Here is a 24,297-nt window from a genome sequence, read left to right on the forward strand (position 1 = left end):
CCCGCCCCGGCCTGGTGCTGCTGCTCGCCGGTCTGGCCGTGGGCGTACCCCTGTGGCTGGTCCTGGTCACCTCGGCCAAGCCGCAGGGGGAGGCCGTCGAGCCCAACCTCGATCCGCCGCACCACTGGCAGAGCGCCGACAACTACGCCGACGCCGTCGGCCAGGGCGAGATGCTCCGCGGCTTCGTCAACTCCCTGCTGGTCGTGGTCCCTTCGGTGGTGCTGGTACTGGTGCTCGGAGCGGCCGCGGCCTGGGTCTTCGCCCGCCGCTCCTCGAAGCTCGTGTCGGCGGCGTACGCCCTCACCATCAGCGGACTGCTGCTGCCGCCCGCCGTCATCACCGTCGTCATGGAGCTGCGGCAACTCGGCCTCGCGGGCACCCGCCCCGGCATGGTCGCCGTGTACACCGGGATGTACCTGTCGACCTCGATCTTCTTCATGACGGGCTTCATCCGTACGATCCCGGTCGAGCTGGAAGAGGCCGCCCGCATCGACGGGGCGAAGCCGGCGCGGATCTTCCTGCGCATCGTCCTGCCGCTGCTGCGACCGGTCGTCGCCACCGCGACGATCATGGTGATGCTCTACGCCTGGAGCGACATCTTCTACGCCTTCTTCGTCCTCGGCGGCGGCGGCGCGGCGACCCTGCCGATCAACCTCTACCAGGTCGCGGGCGCCCAGCTGTATCTCAACAACTGGCATCTCATCTTCGCGTACGTGGTGGTGATGAGCCTGCCGATGGTCGCCGTGTTCCTGGTGGCCCAGCGCAAGATCGTGTCCGGAATCACCAGTGGAGCCGTGAAGTAACCGGAGGTCCGATGAACACATCCCGCCCAGTCCGTGCTGTCGGGAGAACCAGGCGCCGACTGGCAACCGTCATAGGAACAACGCTACTTGGAGCGGTGATGACGGCAGGATTCCTTCCCGCCGGAGCCCAGGCGGAGCAGCGGGCCGAGCGGCGCGCGGAGGCACCGGTGGCGGCCCAGCGCCTCACCGTCGACCTCGCCGCCCCCGAGGGCAAGGTCATGCTCGGCGCGAACGGAGCCCTGTACGGACTGGGCGACGACGGGGTGCCGAGCGACGCCGCCCTCGCCCCGCTGAAGATCACCAGCGTCTCGCAGAAGCCGGAGGGCGGGGCGCAGCACCCCAACGGCGACGCGGTGACCGTCTCGAAGTCCTTCTTCCGCAACGGCGGCGGGGACGTTCTCGTCCTGATGCAGGACGTCTACTCCAAGTGGCCGTACGAGGACCTCGGCATCTCCGACTACCTCGGCAAGGTCGACAAGATCGCCAGGGACATCGCGAACGCCCCGAACAGCGGACGCTTCGTCTATGTGCCGTTCAACGAGCCGGACCAGATCTGGTACCAGCTGGGCGTCGCCGACCAGGCGACGTACGAGGCCAACCGGGACCGCTTCCTCAGGGACTGGAAGACCGTCTACCAGCGCATCCGCGCGATCGACCCGGACGCCAGGATCGCCGGTCCCAACGAATCCAGTTACCACACAAGGCTGTTGACGGACTTCCTCACCTTCGCCAAGAAGGAGAACGTCCTGCCGGAGGTGACGACCTGGCACGAACTGGGACCCGACTCGCTGCGGGACTTCCAGGGTCACTACGACAACTACCGCGCCATCGAGAAGAACCTCGGGATCACACCGAGGACGGTCAACATCGATGAGTACGCCAACCGCCGTGACCTCTCCGTACCGGGCCAACTCGCCCAGTGGGTCTCGATGTTCGAGCGGAACAAGGTCTTCGCCAACCAGGCGTACTGGGACGCGGCGGGCAACCTCAGCGGCAATGTCGTACAGACCAACATCCCCAACGGCGGCTGGTGGTTCTTCCGCTGGTACGCCGGGATGACCGGCCAGAGCGTCAAGGTCACCCCGCCCTCGCCCAACACCGTCGACACACTCCAGGGCCTCGCCTCGGTCGATCCCGCGCGGGGACAGGCCCAGGCGCTGATCGGCGGCGCGTCCGGTGACGCGGACGTGGCCGTACGGAATGTCGACCCGAAGGTCTTCGGCACCTCGGTCACCGCGACCGTCGCCGAGGCCGCGTGGTCCGGCTACGAGGGACGGCACGCCGCGCCGCGCGTCCTCTCGCGTACGAAGCTGACCGTCGCGTCGGACGGTTCCGTGACCGTGCCCCTTCGGGGCATGAAGCAGATGTCCGCGTACCGGATCGTGCTCACCCCGGCCGGCTCCGGCACCCCCGCGGCGGCCTCGGTCCCGTTCTCGGCCCCGTACGAGGCCGAGAACGCCAGGATCACCGGCGGTCAGGTCTATACCCAGGGCACGGTCTCCAACGCCAACGGTTACGCCACGTCCGGCACGAAGGACGTCGGCTCGCTCAACACGGCGAGCAGCAAGGTCGACTTCACCGTCTCCGTCCCGAGCACCGGAATGTACGACCTGTCGATCCTGTACGGCAACCAGAACGGCACCCCGTCCACCCAGTTGCTCTCCGTCGACGGCGGCGCGGCCACGACGGTCGGCTATCCGTCCACGGAGAACTGGACCTACCGGGCGAAGAAGGACCTCACCGTCGACCTGACGGCCGGCACCCACACCCTCACCCTGGCCAAGGGCACCGGCGAGGTCACCCTCGACCGGATCGACCTGACCGCGCACACGACACCGTCGACCGCCTACGAGGCCACACTCGCCGACATCTCCGGCAGTGTGTCGTACGACTACCGGGACTCGTCCGGCACCGGTACGGGCGGGCTCGTCCTGGGCTCCGGCGCCAAGGCCGTGTTCGACGTGTACGCGCCGAGGGACGGCTACTTCACGGTCACCTCGCGCGCCTCCGCCGCCGTCCAGCTCTCCCTGCACGGCGAGACCGTGACGGCCGCCCCCGGCCAGGCGCTGAAGCTCTACCTCGTCGCGGGGAACAACCGCGTCACCGCGTCCGGCGGTGCGACACTGCGCTCCCTGGACGTGGCGGGCTCGGGCTCGACGCCCGGCACCCTCGTCTACGAGGGCGCCCAGGCCCAACTCGCGGGCGGAGCACAGCTCGTGGAGAGTGCGACCGCCTCGGCGGGCACCTATATCGGCTGGCTCGGCAACAGCGCGGCCAGCACCGCCACCTTCAGCGTCGACGCGCCGCGCGCGGGCCGGTACGCCCTCGTCGTCTCGTACGGACACAACGACCGGCGCGACAACGGGCACGCCTACAACACCGACATCATGTCCCGGACGGCGGACATCACGGTCGGGGGCGCCACCCAGAAGGTCACCTTCAAGAACACCTGGAGCTGGGGCGACTTCTGGACCCTGGGCGTCCCGGTCACCCTGAAGCAGGGCGGCAACACCCTCACGATCTCCAACGCGTCCGCCTGGGCGCCGAACATCGACCGCGTCGAACTCGCCCCGATCCGGGGCTGATGCCGTCACCCTGCCACCTCACGACAACAGGTGAGGGCCGGTCCGACGCACACCGTCGGACCGGCCCTCACCCGTGTGCGGCACAGCTCGCGGGTCCCCGGCCCCGGTCGGCCGGGGACCCGCACGCGTCACCTGACGGCGGTCAGGGTCCAGCGCTGATGGGCACCGGAGTTGGGGGCCCAGACCCCGACGCGGGAGCCGTCCTGCGTCGCCTGGCCCGCGACCTCCAGCAGCCCGCCGCCGTCCGCGCCGACCAGGGTGTAGGAGCCGTCACCGGTGGACGACAGGATCCACTGGGCGGCCCGCCCCGGGCGTCCCCGGTCCTTCTCCAGGACCGGGGCACCGTCGCGTACCGCCAGCCGACGGCCGTCCACCGCGCTGGTGACCACATAACGCGCCCGGTTGCCCTTGCCGTTGTCGATCGTGTCCGGCACCTTCCTGACCCGCCACAGCTGGCCGCGGTCGGCCGCGTCGGCGGTACGGATGACCGCGCCGGTGCCGTCGTCCGAGACGTCGAGCGCCTTGCCGCTGCCCGCTCCGGTCAGCCGGTACGGGTGGCCCGGACGGATCGGCGCCGCGTCCCGCGCGACCCCGGACACGCCCGTCACCAGCAGACTGGTCACCGACTGGGCCGGCACGGTGACGGTGGCACGGGTGCCCGAGACGGCGACCGGTGCCCGCCTGACCAGCGCGCCGCCGGCGTCCGTCACGACCGGCGTCACCGTCGCGCCGGGGGACACCGCGGCGAAGCCGGAGAGGTCCACGGTGACTTCGCGTGCCTGCGTCGAGTCGTTGACATGCACGACCGTGGCGCCGCGTCCGGACGCCGGTACGGCAGCCGTGCTCGCGGTGTCGTTCACCCCCACCAGCCGGTCCCCGGGGCGGATGAAGTGGGTGAAGTTCCTGGCGGTGTCGAACTTGGTGTTCGTCCGGACCGGGCAGGTCTCCAGGGTGTCCTTCGCGGTGCAGCTGAACGGCAGCTGGACGGTGCCCCAGTTCCCGCCCCTGGCGGACTCACCGCCCGGCTTCATGTTGTCGTAGTCCTCCACCGGCTGCCAGAACAGCCAGGCGGTCGGCTCCAGTTCACGCAGGTCGTCCACGATGTGCCGGGCCAGCCCGAGGCCCGGCTTCATGCTCTTGAAGTCCTGGCCGTCGCCCCAGTCGCCGTCGACCTCGCTCATCCACAGCGGCTTTCCGGCGGCCTTGGCGATGTCCCGGACCGTGGTCCGGCCGCCGGTGCCGTACGTATGGACATTGAGCTGCGAGACACGGTCCCGCACGTCCTGCGGGTACGACTCCCAGTTCCGGGCGAAGGTCGTCGGGTTGGTCTCGTCCATCGCGGAGATGACCGCGTCCGTCGTGGACCTGCCCAGCCGGTCCGCCAGCGCCCTGATGACCTGCTGCTGCCGCTCGGGACCTGTGTGGGCGCCCTCCTGCCGGCCGCCCACGGGCTCACCGTCCGGGCCCAGCGTGGTGCCCCAGTACGAGGTGTTGGGCTCGTTGAACGGGTCGATGGTGTCGACCTTGATCTTGTTCGCCTTCTCCAGCCGCTCCACCGCGCCGGTCAGATAGGCGGCGAAGTCCGTTACGGCGTCCGGGCGCAACTGGTCGGCTCCGGCGTTGAAGTTGCCCGAGACGTAACCGCTCTCGGTCATGAACCAGGGAGGGGAGTTGCTGAACGCCTCCCAGTGGTCGATCTCCTCGCTGATCCGGTCCACCCACCAGCGCTGCGTGGCGTCCGCCCGCGGGTTCCAGTCGGCCAGGTCGTCGGCGGACCACCAGTCGATGTCGTCGCGGGTGGTGCCCGCGGGCGCCTTCCACCAGCCCTCCACCGCGCCGCCCGCGCGCAGGTAGTCCCTGACGTCCGGGGCGTTGCCGCCGCCGATGTTGTATCTCGCGATGTTCAGCGCCAGGCCCTCGTCGCCGAAGACCAGTTCGGCCAGCCGCTCGCGTATCTCCTCGGGATAGTCGCCGGTGGCGTTGGCGAACCAGACGAGACTGGCGCCCCAGCCCTCGAACTCCTGGCCGCGGTAGGACGGATCGGGCCGTACGGTGACGGCGGAGGCGGCTTCTTCGGCGGCCGCGGCCGTTGGCGGACCCGCCGCCAGTACACCGCCTGCGGCGAGCGTGACGGCGAGAGCCACCGGCAGATACCGGTACCGGTTGGTACGTGGTCGGTTCATCGTGAGGTCTTCCCTTGTCCGTGTCGCGTCATCGGGGGAGAAGTGCCGACGTGCCTGCGGTGGTCGGGTGCGTCCCTTCTTCCGGGGAGGGCCCTCAGCGGCGTACCACCGCGACGCCGCGCGGAGCCCGTACGAGGCGGGCGACTCGACGGCCGGACCGGCCGGGGTCAGCCGGTGGTGAAACCCTGGTCCTTGCCGTAGGCGAGGGACGCCTTCTGCCAGTCCGCCAGGCCCTGCGCCAGCTTGGTGTTCGAGACGTACGCCTTGCCGACGATGTCGTTGAAGACCGAGTTGGCGTAGACCTGGAAAGGCAGGTACGACCAGTCGTCGGCGACCTGGGACGCCGAGGCGGAGAAGATCTTGTTGGCCTCCTGCCCGCCGAAGTAGTCGAACTTCTTGGCCAGGAACTCCTTGGACTCGAGGTCGGCCGTGGTCGCCGGGAACGCCCCGTTGTCGACACGGGACTTCACCCCGGCGCCGGCGTTGGCGTACTCCATGAAGGCGTAGGCGAGTTCCTTGTGGGGGCTCGCCTCGGGGATGGCCAGCGAGCTGCCGCCGTTCTCGGCGCCGGCGGCAGCGCCCGCCTTCCACTGCGGCAGCGGGGCGACCCGCCAGTCACCGGCCGTCTTCGGCGCGCCCGTCTCCAGGTTCGTGGGCATCCAGGCGCCGGTGGCCAGCGTGGCGATGGTGCCGTCGCCCAGGCCCTTGAACCACTCGTCGGTCCAGGACTCGACGGGCGCGAGCAGCTTGCCGTCGATCATCTTCTGCCAGGTCTTCGTGTAGGTGGTGCTGCCCGCGTCGGAGAAGTCGACGGACACCTTGGTGCCGTCCACCTTGTACGGGCGGCCGCCGGCCTGCCAGATCATGCTGGTCGTGAACCCGGCGTCGCCGATGTCGTTGGTGATGAAGACCTTCGGGTCGGCCTTGTGCAGCTTCTCGGCCGCCGTGACGTACTCGTCCCAGGTCCTGGGGACCTCGATCTTGTGCTTGTCGAAGATCTTCTTGTTGTAGTACAGCGCCATCGGGCCGGAGTCCAGCGGCAGCGCGAAGACCTTGTCCCCCGATGTGACCGCGTTCCGGGGGCCGGGCGAGAACGAGCCGGTCAGTTTGTCCGCGCCGTACCCGGAGAGGTCGACCAGGGACTTGGCCAGCGAGAACTGGCCCAGCGCGAAGTACTCGATCTGCGCGATGTCGGGCACGCCCTTGCCGGCCGAGATGGCGTTCTGGAGGGCGGTGTACTGGTCCTCGCCGGTACCCGCGTTGACAATCTTGATCTTGACCTTGGGGTGCGCCGCCTCGAAGTCCTCGGCCACCTGGGTCATGGTGCTGTCCCAGGTCCAGACGGTGAGGCTGCCGCCCTTCTTCAGCGCGGCGTCGACATCACCCGCCGATTGGGCACCGCTGTTGTCGGAGGAGCCACAGGCCGACAGGCCGAGGGCGAGCGCCATGACGGACGCCAGGCCGATGCCGCGCAGGCCCAGCCGCGCTGTGCTGATCATCAGTGTCATCTCACTTCGTTGTCAGAGAACCGCTGTGAAACCCGGAGAACCAGGGAGGTGCGAAAGTACGGAGGAGGGGAGCTTCCGTCACTCCTTGACGCTTCCCGCGGCCAGGCCCGACTGCCAGTACCGCTGGAGCAGCAGGAACGCGGCGATCAGCGGGATGATGGTGAGCAGCGAGCCGGTGATCACCAGGTTGAAGATGGCCTTGCCGCCGTTGGTCATGGCCTGGTCGTTCCAGGCGTCGAGCCCGAGGGTCAGCGGGTACCAGTCCGGGTCCTTGATCATGATCAGCGGAAGGAAGTAGTTGTTCCAGGTCGCGACCATGGTGAACAGCAGGACGGTGACGATGCCCGGCGCGAGCAGCGGCAGGCACACGGTGAAGAAGGTGCGCAACTCCCCGGCGCCGTCGATCCGCGCGGCCTCCAGCAGCTCACCGGGGATCGCCTCGGCTGCGAAGACCCACATCAGATAGAGGCCGAAGGGCGAGATCAGCGAGGGGATGATCACGGCCCAGGGGGTGTTGGTCAGGCCCATCTCGCTGAACATCAGGAAGGTGGGGACGGCCAGCGCCGTTCCGGGCACCGCGACCGCCCCGATGACCACGGCGAACACCCCGCGCTTGCCGGGGAATTCGAACTTGGCGAGCGCGTAGCCGCCGAGCACGGCGAGCAGGGTGGCGCCGCCCGCGCCCACGACCACGTACAGCAGGGTGTTCAGCAGCCAGCGGACGAACACACCGTTGTCGTAGGTGAGGGTGTCGCCGATATTGCTCCACAGCGCGAAGTCGCTGTCGAACCAGAGGCCGGGGGAGCTGAGCAGCCCCTCCTGTGTCTTGGTGGAGTTGATGACGAGCCAGCCGAGCGGCACCAGCGCGTAGATCAGTACGAGGCCGGTGAGCACGGTGAGCAGCACACTGCGGCGAGGGCGGTCGACGCTGTGCGGCTTGCGCGGAGTGCGCATCGTGGTGGCCGGGCGCGGCCGGTGCTCCTCACGCGGGGCGACCGGGGTGGGGGCGGTGGCTCCCATCGTCACGCTTCCTTTCGCATGCCGCGGAGCTGTACGGCATAGGCGATGACCATGGTGATGACACCCATGATGATCGCCACCGTGGCCGCGTAGTTGTGCTGCTGGCCGGAGAAGGCCAGGGAGTAGGTATAGAAGTTGGGGGTGAAGTGAGTGGTGATCGTGTTGGGGGACAGGTTCCGCAGGATGCTGGGCTCGTTGAACAGCTGGAAGCTGCCGATGATCGAGAAGATGGTCGCGATCGCCAGCGCGCCCCGGATGGCCGGCAGCTTGATCGCGGCGATGATCCGCCACTGGCCGGCGCCGTCGATCTCCGCGGCCTCGTAGAGCGAGTTCGGGATCACCCGCAGTGCCGAGTAGAAGATCAGCATGTTGTAGCCGACGAACTCCCAGGTCACGATGTTGCCGATGGAGGCGAGTACCAGGTCGGCGGAGAGCGGGTCGGGCAGAGCCAGACCCAACGCGTCGTTGATGTCGCCGACGAGTCCGAAGCGGGTGCCGTACATGAAGCCCCACATCAGGGCCGCGACCACGGCGGGTACGGCGTAGGGCAGGAAGATCGCGATCCGGAAGAAGCTCTTTCCGTGGAGCCGTCCGCTGTCGACGGCAAGCGCCACCAGCAGCGCGATCCCCAGCATGACCGGCACCTGAACGGCCAGGAAAAGGCTCACCCGGCCGAGCCCGGACCAGAACTGCGGGTCCTCCACGGCCCGTCGGTAGTTCTCCAGGCCGACGAACGAGGTGCCGCCGATGAGCTGGGTCCGGTAGAAGCTCAGATGGACCGAGTACGCGATCGGGGCGAGGAACACCAGGGCGAAGACCGCCATGAACGGGCCGATGAAACCCCACCCGGCCCACGCTCGCCTGCGCTGGAGCCCGCGCCGAGGCCCCCCGCGCGGGGCTGGGCGTCCCGCGACGGAGGGCGGTGACAATGCCGTCATGGCTGGTTCCTCGCTGGTCGTTCCCTCCACCCGGACACCGGGGGAAGACGTACGTGGACGTGCCGTGGCCCGGTGCGCCGACGACCACGATGTTTACGTAAACATCGGTTAATGGGATGCTTACATTGGGCGCTGGAGGGCGTCAAGATCCGCGACAGAGCCAGTTGAGCCCACGGCCGGTCCCTCTGCCGGACGGCCGACGGGCCGAACGGAAGCGGTGGCTGGATCGATGACGGAGCCGACGGTCACGGCGAGGACGAGGAACATGAGGGCACGGGTGGAGGAGATCGTGGACAGCGCGGAGAGCGGCAACGGCCGTCCACCGGCGGCCGGTGTGGCCGAGGCGCCGCCGCGCAGGCAGCGCAGGGTGTCCATGGCGGATGTCGCCCGCCGGGCCGGGGTCTCCTCGCAGACCGTCTCCCGTGTCTCCAACGGCCATCAGGGCGTGGTGGAGTCGACGCGACAGCAGGTGATCGCGGCGATGAAGGAGCTGGGCTACCGGCCCAACAGCGCGGCCCGCGCGCTGAAACGGGGCGAGTTCCGCACCATCGGCATCATCCTGTTCACGCTCTCGACCACCGGTAACGTCCGCACACTGGAGGCCATCGCCACATCTGCGGCGCAGCAGGGATACGCCACCACCCTGCTCCCCGTCGCCATCCCGACGCAGGACGAAGTGCGCGGCGCCTTCACGCGGTTGGGCGAGCTGGCGGTGGACGCCATCATCGTCATCATGGAGGTCCACCTGCTGGACGCGGCCACCGTCTCGCTGCCGCCCAACGTCGGAGTGGTGGTGGCCGACTCGGACGCCGGTGACCGGTACAGCGTGGTCGACACCGACCAGGCGGGCGGTGCCCGGGAGGCGGTGCGGCATCTGCTGGATCTTGGCCATACGACGGTCTGGCATCTGGCGGGCCCGGAGGAGTCGTTCGCCGCACAGCGCCGGGCCGACGCCTGGCGGGCCACCCTGCGGGAGGCAGGCCGGGAGGCGCCGCCGCTCCTGCGCGGCGACTGGTCGGCCGAGTCCGGCTACCGGGCCGGGCTCCGGCTGGCTGGGGAAGCCGGCTGTACGGCGGTGTTCGCGGCCAACGACCAGATGGCGCTCGGACTGCTGCGGGCCCTGCACGAGTCCGGCCGCACGGTGCCGGACCAGGTCAGTGTGGTCGGCTTCGACGACATCCCGGACGCGGGCTCGTACGTACCGCCGCTCACCACCGTCCACCAGGACTTCGCCGAAGTGGGACGGCGCTGTGTCGAGGGCGCGCTGCGGCAGATCGGCACGGGCACGGACGAGCGCGGCACCACGCTGGTGCCCACCCGGATGACGATCCGCCGGAGCACCGCGCCGCCGCCGGACAGGCCCTAGCATGCCCGTGATCACCACCGGAGCTGATACGAGAGGGGCCCGCCATGCGTGCCGAGCAGTGGACCGGAGTCGTCACCTATCACGGTGAGGGGCCCAACTGGGACACCAATACCGGACAGTTGAGGATCGTCGACATGCTGGCCGGGGACATCCTCACCTTCGACGCCGACGGCGCGTACGAACGACAGCGCGTCGGCGACGTCGCGGCGGCCTGGCGCTCCCGGCGCTCCGGGGGCATCGTGGCGGCCGCCGAACGAGGCTTCGTCCTGATAGCGGCGGACGGCACGGTGACCCGTGGCGACGAGCTGTGGTCCGACACCCGGGTCCGGATGAACGAGGGCGGCTGCGACCCGGCCGGAAACTTCTACTGCGGGTCGATGGCCTATGACGCCCGCCCCGGCGCCGGTTCCGTGTACCGGCTCACTCCCGGCGGCGACATCTCCGTCGCACACACCGGCGTGACCATTTCCAACGGCCTCGCCTGGGCCCCGGACGGCAGCTTCGCGTACTACGTCGACACCCCCACGCAGTCCGTCGCCCGGGTGACGGTCGACCCGTCGACCGGCCGGTTCTCCACCCCTGAACCGTGGGTCGCCATCGACCGCCGCGACGGCTCCCCCGACGGCATCACGGTGGACGCCGAGGGAGGTGTGTGGGTCGCTCTGTGGGGCGGGTCGGCGGTGCGTCGCTATACGGCCGACGGCACCCTGGACGAGGTGGTCGAGGTCAACGCCCGCCAGGTCAGCGCCTGTTCGTTCGGTGACGACGATTACGGCCGGCTGTTCATCACCACCTCGCGCCAGGACGTCGCGGACGGCGACGACCCTGCGGCGGGCGCGGTGTTCACCGTACGACCGGGGATCGCCGGACGCGCACCGCTGCCGTACGCCGGGTAGCTCACCCATCGGGGCTCTCCGCCGTCACGACCTCCGGGTCACAGGCCCGGCGCTCCCCAGACGGGGAACCAGCGGGCGAGATCGGGTTCGATCCGCAGGTCATCACCGAGAACCGCCCTGACCTGGAGTTCTCGCTGGTTGTCGCGCTTCTCGGCGGCGCCGGGCAGTGGCGCGAAAGGATAGAAACTGCCGCGCTTGTAGAGATAGACCAGAGCGAGGGACCGCTGCTCGGGGTCCCGGAAGCCGAGCAGCGAGCAGAGGAGCTGCGGGCCGAAGCCGCCGTCCTGGAGCAGCGTGTTGACCGCGTGCAGGTCGTTGACCAGGGCGGCCGTGTCGTCGGGGGACCGCTGCGCCAGCAGCCAGGTGTAGCCGTACGCGTCCTGGCTGAAGGCCACGGGCGGGCCGCTCCGGCCCAAGTCCGCGTCGAGCAGCTCCTGTACGTCCTGGCGGACGCGCGCGAAACCACCGCCCTCCACGCCCGCGAAGCAGACCGAGCCGAGACCGGTGGGCGCGAACCCGGCGCCCGCCTGGAGGGTGAGAGCGGCGGACGGCAGGGCGAAGAGCTGATCGAGGTTGGGGCGGACGGGCTTGCTGCGGCCGAGGATGGTGTCGAGAAGGCCCACGTGACCAGCTCCTCGCTGTGGCTGAACTCTGTGGCTGAGAACATTCGCGGCCCGGTCCCGTACGGCCGGTGAGGGCCGTTACGGGCGGTGACGGGTGGTGACGGCTGTTACGGGCGGGCCAGCTCGGCGGAGATACGGCCGAGCTGGTCCAGGCGCTGTTCGAGCGTCGGGTGGGAGGAGAGGAGCCGCCCCAGGCTCTCCTTCGAGGAGAACGCGGGGACGAAGAAGAAGGCGTTGTACGGTTCTGCCTTCCGCAGGTCCTCCGTCGGTATCCGTGCCATCTGGCCGCTCACCTTGGTCAGCGCCGAGGCGAGCGCCGACGGCCGGCCGGTCAGCAGTGCGGCCGTGCGGTCGGCGGAGAGTTCGCGATACCGCGAGAGCAGCCGGGTCAGCAGAAAGCCGATCGCGTACACCACCGCGCTGACCAGCGGTATCAGCATGAGTGCGATACCGACGGGGTCGGAGCCCCGGCTCCTGGAGAGGCCGCTGAAGAGCGCGAACCGGGTGATCAGGCCCGCGAGCACGCCCAGGAACGAGGCGATGGTCATGACCGCGACATCGCGGTGCGCGACATGCGACATCTCGTGGGCGAGGACGCCTTCCAGCTCCTCGGGCTCCAGCCTGCGCAGCAGGCCGGTGGTGGCACAGACGAGAGCGGTGCGCTCGCTCCTGCCGGTGGCGAAGGCATTGGGAATGTCGCTCTGCGCGATCGCCACCCGCGGTTTGGGCATATCGGCCAGCGCGCAGATCCGGTCGATGGCGCCGTGCAGCTCCGGTGCCTGCTCGGGGGTCACTTCGCGCGCCCCCATGCTGAAGGCCGCGATCCGGTCGCTGAACCAGAACTGCGCGATGAAGAGGGCACCCGCGAGGATCAGGATGATCGGCCAGGCGCCGTGCAGTACGGCGATCAGCACACCGACCAGGACCACATAGAGCAGACCGATCAGGAACATGGTGGTCACCATGCGTGTGGTCAGACCCCGGTCCGGGGTGTAGCGGGTTTTTGTCATCGTCGCCCTCCAGTCGCTCACTCCTCTGTCAATCTTCCTCCTTTTCCGGCGAAACGGGGGAAGCGGGGTATATGGAAGGTGTAGGACTTGTCGCAGGCCACCTGGGGGGCGCACGACGGCGCACTGCTGTACGCGGGGCTTGCGGAACCCCGGGGAATGCCTCCCTTGCTGCGGTATGCCTGAGTGTTCAATGCATTACAGGGGCAGCAAGGTGAGCGCGAAGGAGGTAGAACAGGGTAAACGACAAAAACGTTTTGCCGACGGTCGGTGGTAAGGCTGACAGTCAGTGGTAAGAGGGGGGTAGCGGCATGATCAGGGTTCTTGTTGTGCATAATGTGGGGCTGATCCGCTCGGCGCTGGTGGCATTGTTACGCTCGGAAACCGGGCTGGACGTGTCATCGACAGGGGGACGTACGGCATTGCGCATGGGATACGGGACTCCGCCCCATGTCTATGTGGCCGATATCGACTGTCTGGATTCTCTTGGGTGTGGTGGGGAAGGCATCGGGTCCACCCACGGTGACCAGGACTATGAACCGGCGCTGCTGGTCCTTGCCGCCGCGCGGAAGCCGGGGGCCCTCCGCAAAGCCTTTGACGCGGGAGCTCTTGGATACGTCAACAAGGACGGTGAGCCGGGACGCTTAGTGGAAGGCATACACCAAGTGGCCCGAGGCGAACGATTCATTGATGAATCACTCGCTTTCGATTTCTTCCAGGCGGCGAAGATGCCGTTGACGCCACGGGAACTGAGTGTTCTCGCGCTGGCCGCCGACGGGGCGCCGATCGATGAAATAGCGAGATCGCTGCATCTGTCCAAGGGGACGATACGCAACTACCTGGCGGCCGCCATACGGAAGGTCGGTGGACGTAACCGACTGGACGCCGTTCGAATATCTCAGGGCGCGGGCTGGCTGTGAGCCGGTGCGAGCCGGCCGCCATCGGCCGGCCGCCCTCAGCGGTCGGTGGGCTCCGGCTCCCTCGCCGTCAGTCGCTCTGCCAGTGGCCCGCCAGATCACGGTAGAGCGGGGACCGGACGAGCAACTCGTCATGGGTCCCGTACGCGGGCCTGGTCCCGTCCAGCACCAGGACCCGGTCCGCCCGGCGCGCGGACGACAGACGGTGCGCGACGACGATCAGTGTGCCGGGACGCTCGGCCAGAGCCAGTTCCGCCCGCGCCTCGGCGACCGGATCCAGATGGCAGGTGGCCTCGTCCAGGAGCATCAGGGGCGCCGGGGACAGATACGCGCGGCACAGGGACAGCAACTGACGCTCGCCCTGCGACAGTTTGGCGGGCTCGACCGGGGCGTCCAGCCCGCCGAGCCGTTCGATCAGGCCGTCGGCGCGCAACGCGTCGACGGCCAGGCCGAGTTCGGCGGAGGACGCGTCGGGTCGCAGATGCAGCAGGTTGTCCCGGACCGTACCGGTGAACACATACGCCTGCTGCGGTATCAGGACCCGCTGCCGCGCCAGGTCGCTCGCGTCCCGGCCCGACACGGGCCTGCCCGCCAGCAGAACGCTTCCCCGATCGGGGGCGAGGAGCCCCGCCATGACGCCCGTGAGGGTGGACTTGCCGATACCGCTCGGGCCCACCACCGCGACATGCGCGCCCTGTTCGACGACCAGATCGAGACATTCCAGCACCGGCGGCGCACCGGGCCCGTATGCCAGGGTCACGGAGCGGATCTCGGCGGCGGGAGGCACCAGGGGCGTACCCGGGGCGTCGCCGTCGCGCTGGTTCCCGTCTCTCGTCGTCACTCGGGCGGGGAGGGGCGCGGACACGTGGGGAAGAGTCTCCGCGGCCCCTTTACCGGCCGTACCGTCCTCGAACCGCTCCAGCACCACCAGCAGCCGGGTTCCTGCCGCCCCCAGCGCCGTCATCAGGGTGTGGAGGGCAGGCAGCAGGGCCTGGACGAGATAGGCCAGCGCCCCCACCACGGCGCCGGCGGTCACCCCCTGGTCCAGCAGCCATGGTGTGGCGGCCAGCAGCAGGATCACGGGCAGCTGGCCGGCCACCCCCAGCGCCAGGGTCCGGACGCCCGCCCAGCGGGCCAGGACGCGCGACGCCCGTGCTCCCGCGTCGATCAGCCGCTCCGTACGGTCCGCCACCTGCGCCTGTGTACCGCACGCCACGATGTCCCGCAGCCCGGCGCCGATCGTGCCGACCCGGTCGGCGATGGCCTCGTCGATGTCCAGGAACGCCCGCTGTGCCGTGGCCATCGGCGCGAGCGTGGCGAGGAACAGCAGCAGCCCCAGCACCAGCGGCGGCAGGACCACCAGCAGGAACTGCGGCGCCAGCGTGAGCAGCCCGGCCAGCGCTCCCACCGTGGTGAAGACGAAGGACCGTGCGGTGAGCACCAGCCCGGCGAAGCTGTCCCGGACGATCTCGGTCTGATGAGTGAGCCGTGAGACCGCGCCGCCGTCCGCCCGCGCGGGGTCGGCCACGGCCCGCCGCAGCGACTGCGTCACCGCCCGCCGGACCAGGGCGTCCCGCAACGGCTCGACGAGCGCGGTGAGTTGGGTGAAGACACCGCGGACGAGGGGGCCGCCGACCAGGATCGCGGCCGCCGCCACGGCCAGCCAGCCGAGGCCGACTCCCGTATGTCCGGCCAGGAAACCGCGGTCGAGTGCCCGTGCCAGGCAGTACCCGCCGAGGAAGGTCTGCGCGGACTCCAGCAGGGACCAGCCGGCGAGCCGGACCAGGACACCCTTTCTGCGCAGCAGGAAACGCCGGCCCTGCGGCACGACCCGGCGCAGCGTCCCCCGGCCTTCCGCGTCCCGGCCTTTCACGTCCCGGCCTTCCGCGTCCCCGCCCTTGGTGTTCAGGCCGTCCGCCGTCCGGCCGGCCGTGTCCGCGGCCATCACCGGGCGGGCCGTTCCGCGCAGATGTCCGCCGCGGGCACCGCCCCGGACGGTACGGGGGCCCCCGGTGCCGGTACCGGTACCGGCACGTGTGCCGATTCTGCGTCCGGCACCGATTCCGGCGCCGAGTCCGCCATGGATACCGGCACCGATTCCGGCGCTGTGAAGACCTCGCGGTACGCCGGGAACCGCCACAGGTCGGCGTGCGGGCCCACCGCCCGTACCCGCCCCTCCTCCAGCCAGATCACCAGATCCGCCCGGACCGCCGAGGAGAGCCGGTGCGCGATGATCAGCCGGGTGCCCGCCCTGACCTCCTGGACCAGCGCGCGCTCCACCTGACGTTCGGTGACCGTGTCCAGGCTGGAGGTCGCGTCGTCGAGAATCAGCAGCCGTCCGGCGTGCGCGAAGGCACGTGCCAGACCCAGCCGCTGGAGTTCGCCGCCGGACAGCGGCGCGTCGCCGGGCGGCGTGTCGTACCCGTACGGCAGCAGTCGTACGAACGCGTCCGCGCTCGCCGCGCGTGCCGCCGACCGCACCCGGTTCGCGGAGACCGGCTCGGCGCCCGAGGCCAGGGCCTCGCCGATGGTGTCGCCGAACAGTACCGGCCGCTCGAAGGCGTACCCGACCTCACGGCGCAACTGGCCGTGCTCGACGGCTTCCAGACGTACGCCGTCGAGCCGTACGTGCCCCTCGTCCGGATCGGTGAGCCGGCCGGCGACGGCGGCCAGCATGGACTTGCCCGCCCCCGAACGCCCCACCACAGCGGCCGAGATGCCCCCGGGGATCTCCACATGCACGTCGTGGAGCAGGGTCTGGCCGTCGCGCACGACCCGGACCCCGCGCAGTTCGAGCGTGCCCGGCCCGTCGGGCGGCAACGACTCGGTGCCGTACGTCAGGGTGGGCAGGGCCATCAGCTCGCCGGTCCTGCGGGCCGCGGAACGGCTCCGTACGAGCGAGCCGAGCAGCCCGGCGACCGCACCCACACCCGCGGCCAGCGCCGCGTACCGGGAGGCGGCCATCAGCTCGCCGACGCTGATCGCGCCCGAGGCCAGCCGCGTGCCGCCGACGGCCAGGACCCCGGTCGTCAGCAGAGGCATCAGGACGCCGCTGCGGGCGACGGCCCGGCCGTGCACACTCCACATGCGCGCGCCCTGGGCGCCGAGTTCGGGCAGGGGCGCGAGGATACGGGCACGTTCGCGCTCCGCCGTGCCCGCGGCGGCGATGGTCCGCGCCCCGCCCAGCGCCTCGACGAGCCGGGCCGCGATGTCCGACTGCACTCGTTGGTAGCGCGCGACGCTGTCGGAGGAATCACGGGTGAAGGCGCGCAGCACCAGGACGAGCAGGGGCAGACCGACGAGGAAGGCGAGAGCCGTCCAGAGGTCGATGAGGAACAGGGCGACGATCGCCCCGGCGGGAGCGAGCAACGACGCGGCGAGGGACGCACCGGTCACCGGCGCGATGCCGGCCTCGGTCGCGTTCGCGGACAGCCGGGCCGCGACATCGCCGGGTGAGAAGCGGGCGCCGTGTTCCGGTCGCGCCGCGAGGAACCGGTTCAGGCCACGGACCCGCAGCCACGCGGTCGACCGGGCGTTGGCAGTGCCGCTCACCAGGGCGACCAGAGAGTCGAGAAGCACCTCCGCGGCGACCGCGACGGCACACAGGGTGAGCCAGAACCCGGCGTCGTCGTCGCGCTCCAGCAGCAGGTCCAGTGTCCGGCCGATGACCGCGGGCAGCGCGAGGGACGCGACGGCCGACGCGGCGGAGCAGACGAACACCGCCGAGGTACGGCCCGCGCTGTGCCGGGCCGCGGCGAGCAGCAGACCGCGGCCGGCCCGCTCCGAAGCCGACGAGTCGCGGGGGCCGGTGGCGCTGAGAGAGCCGCGGGGACCGCGCGAGCCACGACGCGGGAACACCATCGGGGCGGGGCCTCCTCCGGTCCAAGGGGCGAGAAAGCTCTCCGGGGGTGGGAAGGTCCCGGGCGGTCAACCGCCCGGGACCACGTGCCCCTCCCGGCAGGGTTCGCCCCGTCACGGCGCGAACCCTGCCGGTCGTGGCGCAGGTTCAACCCCCACCCGCCGGATGCGCTGGCCCCCGGCGGGACCTGTGACCGACGGCGTCAGCCACAGGCGTTGACGCATGGCGTCAGTTACAGGTGGTGACGCTCAGGCTGCTGTCACCGCAGAGGAGCAGGCTCGCGCGGCTGCCGCCGGTCGCGACCTCGCCGGTGGCCTCTTCCTTCGGGGTCTCCATCGACTGCAGGTCGAGAAGGGTCATGATGTTTCCTTTCATTGGGGACGTCGTGCTCGGTTACGGCTCCCGGAAGGAGCCGGCTCTAGGGCCGCCTGAGCGGCGGGAGGAACGGCAGCTGCGCCGGCCGTTCGTGCGAAGCGGCGGCGAGCGCCAGGAGGGCGCCGGCGGTGCCGGTCGAAAGGTCCATGGACAGCCGCATCATCTGCTCGCCGGGGAAGGCGAGGTGGCCCCGGTACGCCATGGCGTGCCAGGCGAGTGCGTCCATCTGCCGCCGTACGTCGGCGACTTCGGTGCCGGGGCCGGTGGCTGTCGTACGGCTGAGGTACAGCACCATGCCGGCGGCGCCGCGGAAGAGGCCGGGCTGCGCGTAGAAGGTGGCCTGCGCCGCCCGTACGATCTCGCCGCGCGCCCGCTCGAACTCCTCGTCGGCGCGATGGGCGAGATAGTCGTCGAGCACCATGCCGATGCCCACACTGCCCGCTCCCAGATAGGGCATCGTCCGCCAGCCCTCGTCGACCTGGAGGGTGCCGCCCGCGCTGACCTTGCACCGGGCCAGATCGCGCCGCAGCGCCTCGGCCGCGAGGTCCAGCAGCGCGGTGTCACGGGTGCGTTCGTAGAGGCGGACGAAGAGCAGCGCGATGCCTGTTGCACCGTGCAGCAGCCCGGCACGGGTCACTCCGGCGCCCGGACGGGCCGCATCGCCGGACAGCGAGCGGGTCGCCAGGTCGGCGCAGCGCAGCGCCGCCGTGTGCAGCGCGGACTCCCCGGACTGCGACGCGAGGTCGTTCAGTGCGAGACCGAGACCGGCGGCGCCGCTGTGCAGATCGGACGGGACGCCCTCCCATGGCTGATCCAGCGTCAGCTCAGCCAGTTCCAGGGCGCGTTGGGTATGTCCGAGCCGGTTCAGTGTCCAGGCCAGACCCGCCAGGCCGTCGTAGAAGCCGAGCGGTGTGCCCGAGGCGGGCTGCTTGCTCCGCAGCAGCAGCCACTCCTCCGCCTGCTCGCACCGGCTCGCTCCGCTCTCGTCCAGCGCGTACAGCACCCCGGCCGCGCCGTAGCCGAAGGACAGGCCGCCGCCCGCCGTGGCGAACTGGGCGATGTCGCCGGGGAAGTAGCGGTCCTCGCGGTCGGGGGAGGCGGAGGCGAGGATGGCCCTCACCATGGAGTCCCGGCTGCGCGGCCAGTCGGCGGGCCCGGCCGGAAGGTAGCTGCCCTCGTCGGCGCGGAGCGCGGGGGTACGAGCGGGGCGCCCGCCGGTACTCGCGAGGCCGGGATCGTCCGCGGGGTCGCGGAGAATCTCGGCCACCGCGTCGTCCAGGAACCCGCGCTCGACGGGGAACTGCCGCGCCACCACCTCCGCCAGATGCGCGGCCTTCGCGCGGTCGACGGCGAAGAGACTGGTCAGCGGTATGAAGAGGGCCAGCCGCAGGCAGGCGAGGGCATAGCGGTCGACATCGAAGCCGCGCCGGTCGGAGGGGGCGACGAAGGCCGGATTGGCCACGGTCTGGCGCCCGTTGTCATCGATGTGCGCCGCCGCCTCGAAGTCGAGCAGCACCACCGACGACTCGTCCTCGGACACCATGATGTTGAACAGATGCAGATCGTTGAAGACGACCCCGCGTCCGTGCACCGCCGCCACGGCCTCCTCGACCAGGCCGTGGATCCGCCGGGCCCACGCGGTGTACTCGGCGAGCCGTTCGGCGCCCGGTTCGGGGTCGATCAGCGGGTGCCGGCGGGCGAAGAAGGTGTTGAGGGGCTTGCCCTCGACGAATTCGAGTACGAGGAAGTGATGGCCCCCCATGACGAAACTGTCCAGGACCTCGGGGGTGCATCTCAGCCCCGACAGCCTCTCCAGCGCGTCCTGTTCGCGTTTGAGACGGGTCACCGCGTCGGCCCCGTCGGCGGCCAGCCCCGCATGCGGACGGGCCTCCTTCAGTACGACCTTCTCGCCGGTTCTGCTGTCCCGGCCGACATAGACCCCGCCGCCGTTGGAGAAGTGCAGCGCCTGCTCGATGGTGTACGGCAGGTCGGCGACGGTCATGGCCTTCCGCGCCTCCAGATGCGGCCGCAGGAAGGCGGGCGGGGCGACCCAGTCGGGTATCCGGAAGACCGGGCCCCGCAGGTCCGGGACGAGTTTCCCATCGCCGTTCTCGACGGCCGGGCGGAGTTCGCCGTCGGCGTCGTAGCAGTTGCGCTGGGTGAAGCTGCCGTAGCGCAGGTGGACCGGGCCCTCGCCCCAGCGCAGGTCGCTCAGGATGTACGGCCCCGGCTCGCCGGCCAGCAGGCTGTCGAGTTCCGAGGCGATCGTGCCGCACTCGAGGACGCCGGGCGGGTAGACGGTGATGAACTTCCCGCTGGCGGCGCGGTCCGCGTATTTGGCGTTGCGGGTGTGCAGCAGGTATCTGCTCGGCACGAACTTGAAGGCGATGTTGCGCGGTACGCAGTAGTCCATGACCCGGTCCAGCACCGACTCGGCGTTGTCCAGACACGCCGAGACATGGATCTTCCAGCCCTGGGACGGCAGTTGGCCGTCCAGCGGTCGCCATGCCAGCCAGTCGCCGGTGCGGTGCTGCTGCCAGCCGGCGGGGGCGGGCCGCAGAGCGGCCTCGTACGGGGCCTGACGGCCCGTGCCGACGGTGGACGACAGCAGGTGCGGTGAGTCGTAGAAATGCCGGTCGGCATCACAGAATACGGCGTATCCCTTGTTCACACGCGCTCCCTCGTGTTCGCACGCGCTCCCTCGGCCGGCGACAGCGCCAACCGTGTCATGGCAGCGGAAACGCGAGACAGTCGCCGATGTCACTTCTCCGACATGGACTACGCACGAGTAACCAGTGATGAAACACGGCGAAATGAGGCGACGTGAGGTGACACGCGGCGAGGGAAGAGCGGTGAGGCAAGGGCGCCGGGCCGAAGCGGGGCGAGGGACCGGCGGACGCGGAGGTCCGCCGGTCCCGGTGTGGGCGGCGCGTTTGCCCACTCATGCCCTCACGGTGTCCTACAGCGCCGGGTAGGCGTTCTTCATCAGCTCCTGGAACTGCGCGGAGAACCAGTCACCGGAGAGCGGCGCGTTGCCCAGAGCGCCGGACATGTGGTTGTTGTTGCGCGGATTGCCCGTATAGGCCGGGTCGCACATCTGGTCGAAGCCCTTGCCCTGGTCGTTCGGGATCACCTTGCTCGCGCCGTCGGACTCGCCCGGGGGCTTCATCCAGACGTACGCGTCGATCCCGGTGGCGGGCGATGCCTTCGGCCGTTCACCGAGTCCGGCACCGGCCTGGTTGCACCAGTTGCCCAGATGGATCCTGCGGTCGTAACGGCCGCCGTCCACATAGGTGTCCACGCTGGTCTGCGCACCGGGCCCACCGGGCCTGGCCGTACCGCCCCAGCCGTTGCGGGAGGTGTCGATCAGCATGCCGATGCCCGAGGGGAAGCCGACATTGACCGCTTCCTGACGGAACGCCTGCGCGAACGACTGCTCGTCGACGTAGCGGTTCCAGTCCACCCACTTCGACTCGCGCACCGACTTGCCCGCGACGCTGTCGTTGATGGTGAAGTTGTTCTCCTTCGTCGCACCGTAGTTGGCGGTGTTGACGATGAAGCCGTGCACCTTGTCGACCGTGCTGCCCTCGGCTGTCGCGGCCTGCTTGAACATCTGCGCCGAGGCGTTGAAGTTGTCGTCCCAGCCGATCCAGCCGTGGTGGCCCGCGTCCACGTAGTTGTAGACGTTGGGGACGGCGCCAAGGTGGTTGAGGGCGTAGCCGACACCCTTGATGTAGTTGCCGTTCGCCTTCATCACATCGCACTGCGGCGTGGCGGTCACGCGTGGGCTGACGTTGGTGACCAGGTTGGGCAGTGAGTCGATCTCGACGGTCGTCACGATCCGCAGGCCCGCGTACTTGCTGTCGGCCAGGATGGCGGCGATCGGGTCGATGTACTCCTTCTGGTAGCGAGTGATCTCGGTCGGGCCGAGCTCACCGTTGGAGGCGAGCGCGGCGCAGTCGCGGCCCGGCAGGTTGTAGATGACCAGCTGGACGACGAACGGCCTGCCCGCCGCCTGCCGTACCGCCTCGTCGAGGTGGTCGCGCAGCCCCATGCCGCTGCCCACGCCCTCGATGGCCGCGATCCGGTCCAGCCAGACACCCGTCGGCTGACGGGATATCCGGCTGCCGCCCGTCTCGGCGGCGGCCTTCGCGGACCACTCGGGGTTCACGTACACCCCGGCGCCCGCGTACGGGTTGTCGACCTTGGCGTTCGCGGGCGGCGGATCCGTCGGGTCCGTGGGATCCTCGCCGCCCGACGTGTTGCAGGTGACGCCGTTCAGCTTGAACGTGGCGGGCACCGCGTTGGTCCCGGTGGCGGTGGCGTTGAAACCGAAGGAGGCCGACGCGCCGGTGGCCAGGGTGCCGTTCCAGCTCGCGTTGGTGGCGGAGACGGCCTTGCCGCTCTGGGTGACCGTGGAGCTCCAGCCCTGTGTCACCTTCTGGTCGCCGGCGAAGTTCCACTCCAGCTTCCAGGAGCTGACGGCGTCACCGGTGTTGGTCACGGAGACCGCGGCGGTGAAGCCGCCCGACCAGGAGCTCTGGACCGAGTAGTCGACGGTGCAGCCGGCCGCCGCCGCGGAGGCGGGCCCGTTCAGCGCCGTCACCGTGCCGGCGGCAGCGGCGATCAGCGCGGACGCGGCGAGCACCGCGGTGCGGGTACGGCGTGGAGGTGAGGTGGTGCGGCTCATGAGAGTCCCTTCAGATGGTCACGGAGTCCCACGCCGAAGGAGGTCGGCGTGCCGTTGTAGTCGCTGATCAGGGCGGGGCCCGAGGAACAGTCCCAGGTGTTCCAGGTCCAGCCGAGGTACGAGGAGCCATGGCTGTCGAGCCAGGCCATGACGCGGTCGACATAGCCGTGCGAGCAGGTGTTCTCGCCGATCTCGCCCGCCACGAGGGGCATTTGGGCCGCCACCGGGGCGAGCTGTTCGTTCCAGCAGCTCTCGTTCGCGCAGGCGTTGAAGTTGTACGAGTGCCAGGCGGCGGCGACATTGCCGGCCGGGTCGGACGGCCGGTACGCGAGCCACTGCCGCAGGTCGTTCGAGTAGGCGATGCCGGGGATCAGCACCAGGTTCCGGGCGCCGGCCGCCCGTACCGCGTTCAGCAGGGTCTGCATCCCGGCCACCGGGTAGTCGATCCCCGGGCAGTTGCCGCCGTCGCGCCAACAGGCCCAGGCAGTAGCCGGGTTGGTGGTGGCCCGGTCCGGGAACGGCTCGTTGAACAGGTCGAAGACCACGGCCGGATCGCTCTTGAAGGCCGTCGCGACCGAGGTCCAGAACGCCGGGGTGTACTGCGCGTCCGGCATCGGCTTCTGGCAGGTCGCGTACTCGGTGTCCGGGCAGTGGCTGTCATTGCCCGTGTACTTCCCGTGGGTCCAGTGCAGTTCCAGTACCGGTGTGATGCCGTGCGCCTCCAGCCTGGTCACGTACGCCTTGACCGCGTTGATGTAATTCGCTCCGGAATAGGCCGTGTTCACATGGGGGAGGCCGAGCCAGCACTCCTCGTTCAGCGGCACTCGTACGGTGTTCACCTTCCAGTCCGCGATGGCCCGCACGGACGCGTCGTCGACCGGACCGTCGAAGATGCCGTGTCCCTGGACGCACATGAACTCGCCGCCGGAGCGGTTGACTCCGAGCATGCGGCGGGTCGCGCCGTTCTCGTCGACCAGCTTGTTGCCGGACACGCGCAGTTCCGGTGGGGCGCCGCCGGGTTCGGGCGGATCGGCCGGCGGGTCCGTGGGGTCACCTGGGCCCGCGTCGCCGTTGCAGGTGACGCCGTTGAGCCTGAACGCCGTGGGTGCGGGGTTGGACCCCGACCAGGAGGCGGTGAATCCGGCGCTGACCGAGCCGCCGGTGGAGATCTTTCCGTTCCAGCTCTCGTTGACGGCTGTCACGGTCTTCCCGGACTGGGACCACTTCCCGCTCCAGCCCTGGGTCACCTTCTGGCCTCCGGGGAAGTCGAAGGTGAGGGACCAGTTCTCGATCGGTGCTCCGTTGTTGGTCAGCGTGACACCGCCCTGGAAGCCGCTGTCCCACTGACTCGTGGTGGTGTACTCGACGGTGCAGGTGGCAGCGGTTCCCGACGCGGTCACCTGTGGAACTAGGGCGGTACCCGCCATGGCCAAGGCCGCGGCGGCCAACAGCGCACGCAGGCGCGGTGGTGGTCGCATGGAGCGACTCCTCGATGGCCGATACGCCGCCTGACACGGCGTATGACTG

The 24,297-nt window shown here is 69.9% G+C and carries 17 protein-coding genes; 5 read left to right on the plus strand and 12 right to left on the minus strand.

Translation table 11 applies throughout. The features are described 5' to 3' along the window. Positions 1 to 11: 11 nt before the first annotated feature. Both ACIOJD_RS15245 and ACIOJD_RS15250 read left to right on the plus strand, forming a co-directional pair. Positions 12 to 803 (plus strand): carbohydrate ABC transporter permease, encoded by a 792-nt coding sequence (locus ACIOJD_RS15245; protein ID WP_401913902.1) that lies wholly within the window; start codon positions 12 to 14, stop codon positions 801 to 803. A gap of 98 nt (positions 804 to 901) precedes the next feature. Next, positions 902 to 3,388, plus strand: a complete 2,487-nt coding sequence (locus tag ACIOJD_RS15250) for a CBM35 domain-containing protein (protein WP_401912987.1) — start codon at positions 902 to 904, stop codon at positions 3,386 to 3,388. Between the two features lie 128 nt (positions 3,389 to 3,516). On the opposite strand, the gene ACIOJD_RS15255 is transcribed toward ACIOJD_RS15250, so the two are convergent. The 4 genes from ACIOJD_RS15255 to ACIOJD_RS15270 form a co-directional block, all read right to left on the minus strand. After that, a complete protein-coding gene (locus ACIOJD_RS15255) occupies positions 3,517 to 5,571 on the minus strand; it encodes an RICIN domain-containing protein (RefSeq protein WP_401912989.1) in 2,055 nt (684 codons plus the stop codon). Between the two features lie 167 nt (positions 5,572 to 5,738). Further along, positions 5,739 to 7,070: an ABC transporter substrate-binding protein gene (locus ACIOJD_RS15260; RefSeq protein WP_401912991.1), complete on the minus strand. Its 1,332-nt coding sequence runs from the start codon at positions 7,068 to 7,070 to the stop codon at positions 5,739 to 5,741. Between the two features lie 87 nt (positions 7,071 to 7,157). After that, positions 7,158 to 8,099 carry a carbohydrate ABC transporter permease gene (locus ACIOJD_RS15265; RefSeq protein ID WP_401912993.1) on the minus strand — a complete coding sequence of 314 codons (942 nt, stop codon included), beginning with the start codon at positions 8,097 to 8,099 and terminating at the stop codon, positions 7,158 to 7,160. A 2-nt stretch (positions 8,100 to 8,101) separates the two neighbouring features. Then, a complete protein-coding gene (locus ACIOJD_RS15270; RefSeq protein ID WP_401912995.1) occupies positions 8,102 to 9,037 on the minus strand; it encodes a carbohydrate ABC transporter permease in 936 nt (311 codons plus the stop codon). 265 nt (positions 9,038 to 9,302) lie between these two features. On the opposite strand from ACIOJD_RS15270, the gene ACIOJD_RS15275 reads away from it, so the two are divergent. Continuing rightward, positions 9,303 to 10,403, plus strand: a complete 1,101-nt coding sequence (locus ACIOJD_RS15275) for a LacI family DNA-binding transcriptional regulator (RefSeq protein ID WP_401912998.1) — start codon at positions 9,303 to 9,305, stop codon at positions 10,401 to 10,403. A gap of 44 nt (positions 10,404 to 10,447) precedes the next feature. Further along, positions 10,448 to 11,299 (plus strand): SMP-30/gluconolactonase/LRE family protein, encoded by an 852-nt coding sequence (locus tag ACIOJD_RS15280; protein ID WP_401913001.1) that lies wholly within the window; start codon positions 10,448 to 10,450, stop codon positions 11,297 to 11,299. Positions 11,300 to 11,337: 38 nt separating this feature from the next. Here the strand turns inward: ACIOJD_RS15280 and ACIOJD_RS15285 are convergent, their stop codons facing one another. Both ACIOJD_RS15285 and htpX read right to left on the minus strand, forming a co-directional pair. Further along, entirely contained in the window at positions 11,338 to 11,922 is a 585-nt protein-coding gene (locus tag ACIOJD_RS15285; protein ID WP_401913004.1) for a hypothetical protein, read from the minus strand. 107 nt (positions 11,923 to 12,029) lie between these two features. Further along, entirely contained in the window at positions 12,030 to 12,932 is a 903-nt protein-coding gene (gene htpX / locus ACIOJD_RS15290) for a zinc metalloprotease HtpX (protein ID WP_401913007.1), read from the minus strand. A gap of 308 nt (positions 12,933 to 13,240) precedes the next feature. Between htpX and ACIOJD_RS15295 the strand changes: the two genes are divergently transcribed. After that, positions 13,241 to 13,849, plus strand: coding sequence for a response regulator transcription factor (locus tag ACIOJD_RS15295; RefSeq protein ID WP_401913010.1), 609 nt, complete (start codon positions 13,241 to 13,243; stop codon positions 13,847 to 13,849). Between the two features lie 67 nt (positions 13,850 to 13,916). Here the strand turns inward: ACIOJD_RS15295 and ACIOJD_RS15300 are convergent, their stop codons facing one another. The 6 genes from ACIOJD_RS15300 to ACIOJD_RS15325 form a co-directional block, all read right to left on the minus strand. Then, positions 13,917 to 15,791 carry an ATP-binding cassette domain-containing protein gene (locus ACIOJD_RS15300; protein ID WP_401913013.1) on the minus strand — a complete coding sequence of 625 codons (1,875 nt, stop codon included), beginning with the start codon at positions 15,789 to 15,791 and terminating at the stop codon, positions 13,917 to 13,919. After that, positions 15,791 to 17,707 carry an ATP-binding cassette domain-containing protein gene (locus tag ACIOJD_RS15305; RefSeq protein WP_401913016.1) on the minus strand — a complete coding sequence of 639 codons (1,917 nt, stop codon included), beginning with the start codon at positions 17,705 to 17,707 and terminating at the stop codon, positions 15,791 to 15,793. Before ACIOJD_RS15305 ends, ACIOJD_RS15300 begins: the two co-directional genes overlap by 1 nt. Before the next feature lie 226 nt (positions 17,708 to 17,933). Continuing rightward, positions 17,934 to 18,065, minus strand: a complete 132-nt coding sequence (locus ACIOJD_RS15310; protein ID WP_401887763.1) for a SapB/AmfS family lanthipeptide — start codon at positions 18,063 to 18,065, stop codon at positions 17,934 to 17,936. A gap of 58 nt (positions 18,066 to 18,123) precedes the next feature. Continuing rightward, positions 18,124 to 20,751 carry a class III lanthionine synthetase LanKC gene (lanKC, locus tag ACIOJD_RS15315; protein ID WP_401913020.1) on the minus strand — a complete coding sequence of 876 codons (2,628 nt, stop codon included), beginning with the start codon at positions 20,749 to 20,751 and terminating at the stop codon, positions 18,124 to 18,126. A 288-nt stretch (positions 20,752 to 21,039) separates the two neighbouring features. Then, entirely contained in the window at positions 21,040 to 22,770 is a 1,731-nt protein-coding gene (locus ACIOJD_RS15320; protein ID WP_401913023.1) for a glycoside hydrolase family 6 protein, read from the minus strand. Beyond that, positions 22,767 to 24,248 carry a cellulase family glycosylhydrolase gene (locus ACIOJD_RS15325; RefSeq protein WP_401913026.1) on the minus strand — a complete coding sequence of 494 codons (1,482 nt, stop codon included), beginning with the start codon at positions 24,246 to 24,248 and terminating at the stop codon, positions 22,767 to 22,769. The genes ACIOJD_RS15320 and ACIOJD_RS15325 overlap by 4 nt, the downstream gene beginning before the upstream one ends. Positions 24,249 to 24,297: the final 49 nt, after the last annotated feature.

The sequence above is a fragment of the Streptomyces sp. NPDC088116 genome (genome assembly GCF_044741745.1).
Taxonomy (GTDB): Bacteria; Actinomycetota; Actinomycetes; order Streptomycetales; family Streptomycetaceae; genus Streptomyces.

What these genes read in the sequence shown, in the direction of transcription:
- ACIOJD_RS15250 (WP_401912987.1), top strand. Translation starts at nt 902, where the DNA reads ATGACGGCAGGATTCCTTCCCGCCGGAGCCCAGGCGGAGCAGCGGGCC.
- ACIOJD_RS15255 (WP_401912989.1), bottom strand. Translation starts at nt 5,571, where the DNA reads ATGAACCGACCACGTACCAACCGGTACCGGTATCTGCCGGTGGCTCTC.
- ACIOJD_RS15260 (WP_401912991.1), bottom strand. Translation starts at nt 7,070, where the DNA reads ATGATCAGCACAGCGCGGCTGGGCCTGCGCGGCATCGGCCTGGCGTCC.
- ACIOJD_RS15265 (WP_401912993.1), bottom strand. Translation starts at nt 8,099, where the DNA reads ATGGGAGCCACCGCCCCCACCCCGGTCGCCCCGCGTGAGGAGCACCGG.
- ACIOJD_RS15270 (WP_401912995.1), bottom strand. Translation starts at nt 9,037, where the DNA reads ATGACGGCATTGTCACCGCCCTCCGTCGCGGGACGCCCAGCCCCGCGC.
- ACIOJD_RS15275 (WP_401912998.1), top strand. Translation starts at nt 9,303, where the DNA reads ATGAGGGCACGGGTGGAGGAGATCGTGGACAGCGCGGAGAGCGGCAAC.
- ACIOJD_RS15280 (WP_401913001.1), top strand. Translation starts at nt 10,448, where the DNA reads ATGCGTGCCGAGCAGTGGACCGGAGTCGTCACCTATCACGGTGAGGGG.
- htpX (WP_401913007.1), bottom strand. Translation starts at nt 12,932, where the DNA reads ATGACAAAAACCCGCTACACCCCGGACCGGGGTCTGACCACACGCATG.
- ACIOJD_RS15295 (WP_401913010.1), top strand. Translation starts at nt 13,241, where the DNA reads ATGATCAGGGTTCTTGTTGTGCATAATGTGGGGCTGATCCGCTCGGCG.
- ACIOJD_RS15300 (WP_401913013.1), bottom strand. Translation starts at nt 15,791, where the DNA reads ATGGCCGCGGACACGGCCGGCCGGACGGCGGACGGCCTGAACACCAAG.
- ACIOJD_RS15305 (WP_401913016.1), bottom strand. Translation starts at nt 17,707, where the DNA reads ATGGTGTTCCCGCGTCGTGGCTCGCGCGGTCCCCGCGGCTCTCTCAGC.
- ACIOJD_RS15310 (WP_401887763.1), bottom strand. Translation starts at nt 18,065, where the DNA reads ATGACCCTTCTCGACCTGCAGTCGATGGAGACCCCGAAGGAAGAGGCC.
- ACIOJD_RS15320 (WP_401913023.1), bottom strand. Translation starts at nt 22,770, where the DNA reads ATGAGCCGCACCACCTCACCTCCACGCCGTACCCGCACCGCGGTGCTC.
- ACIOJD_RS15325 (WP_401913026.1), bottom strand. Translation starts at nt 24,248, where the DNA reads ATGCGACCACCACCGCGCCTGCGTGCGCTGTTGGCCGCCGCGGCCTTG.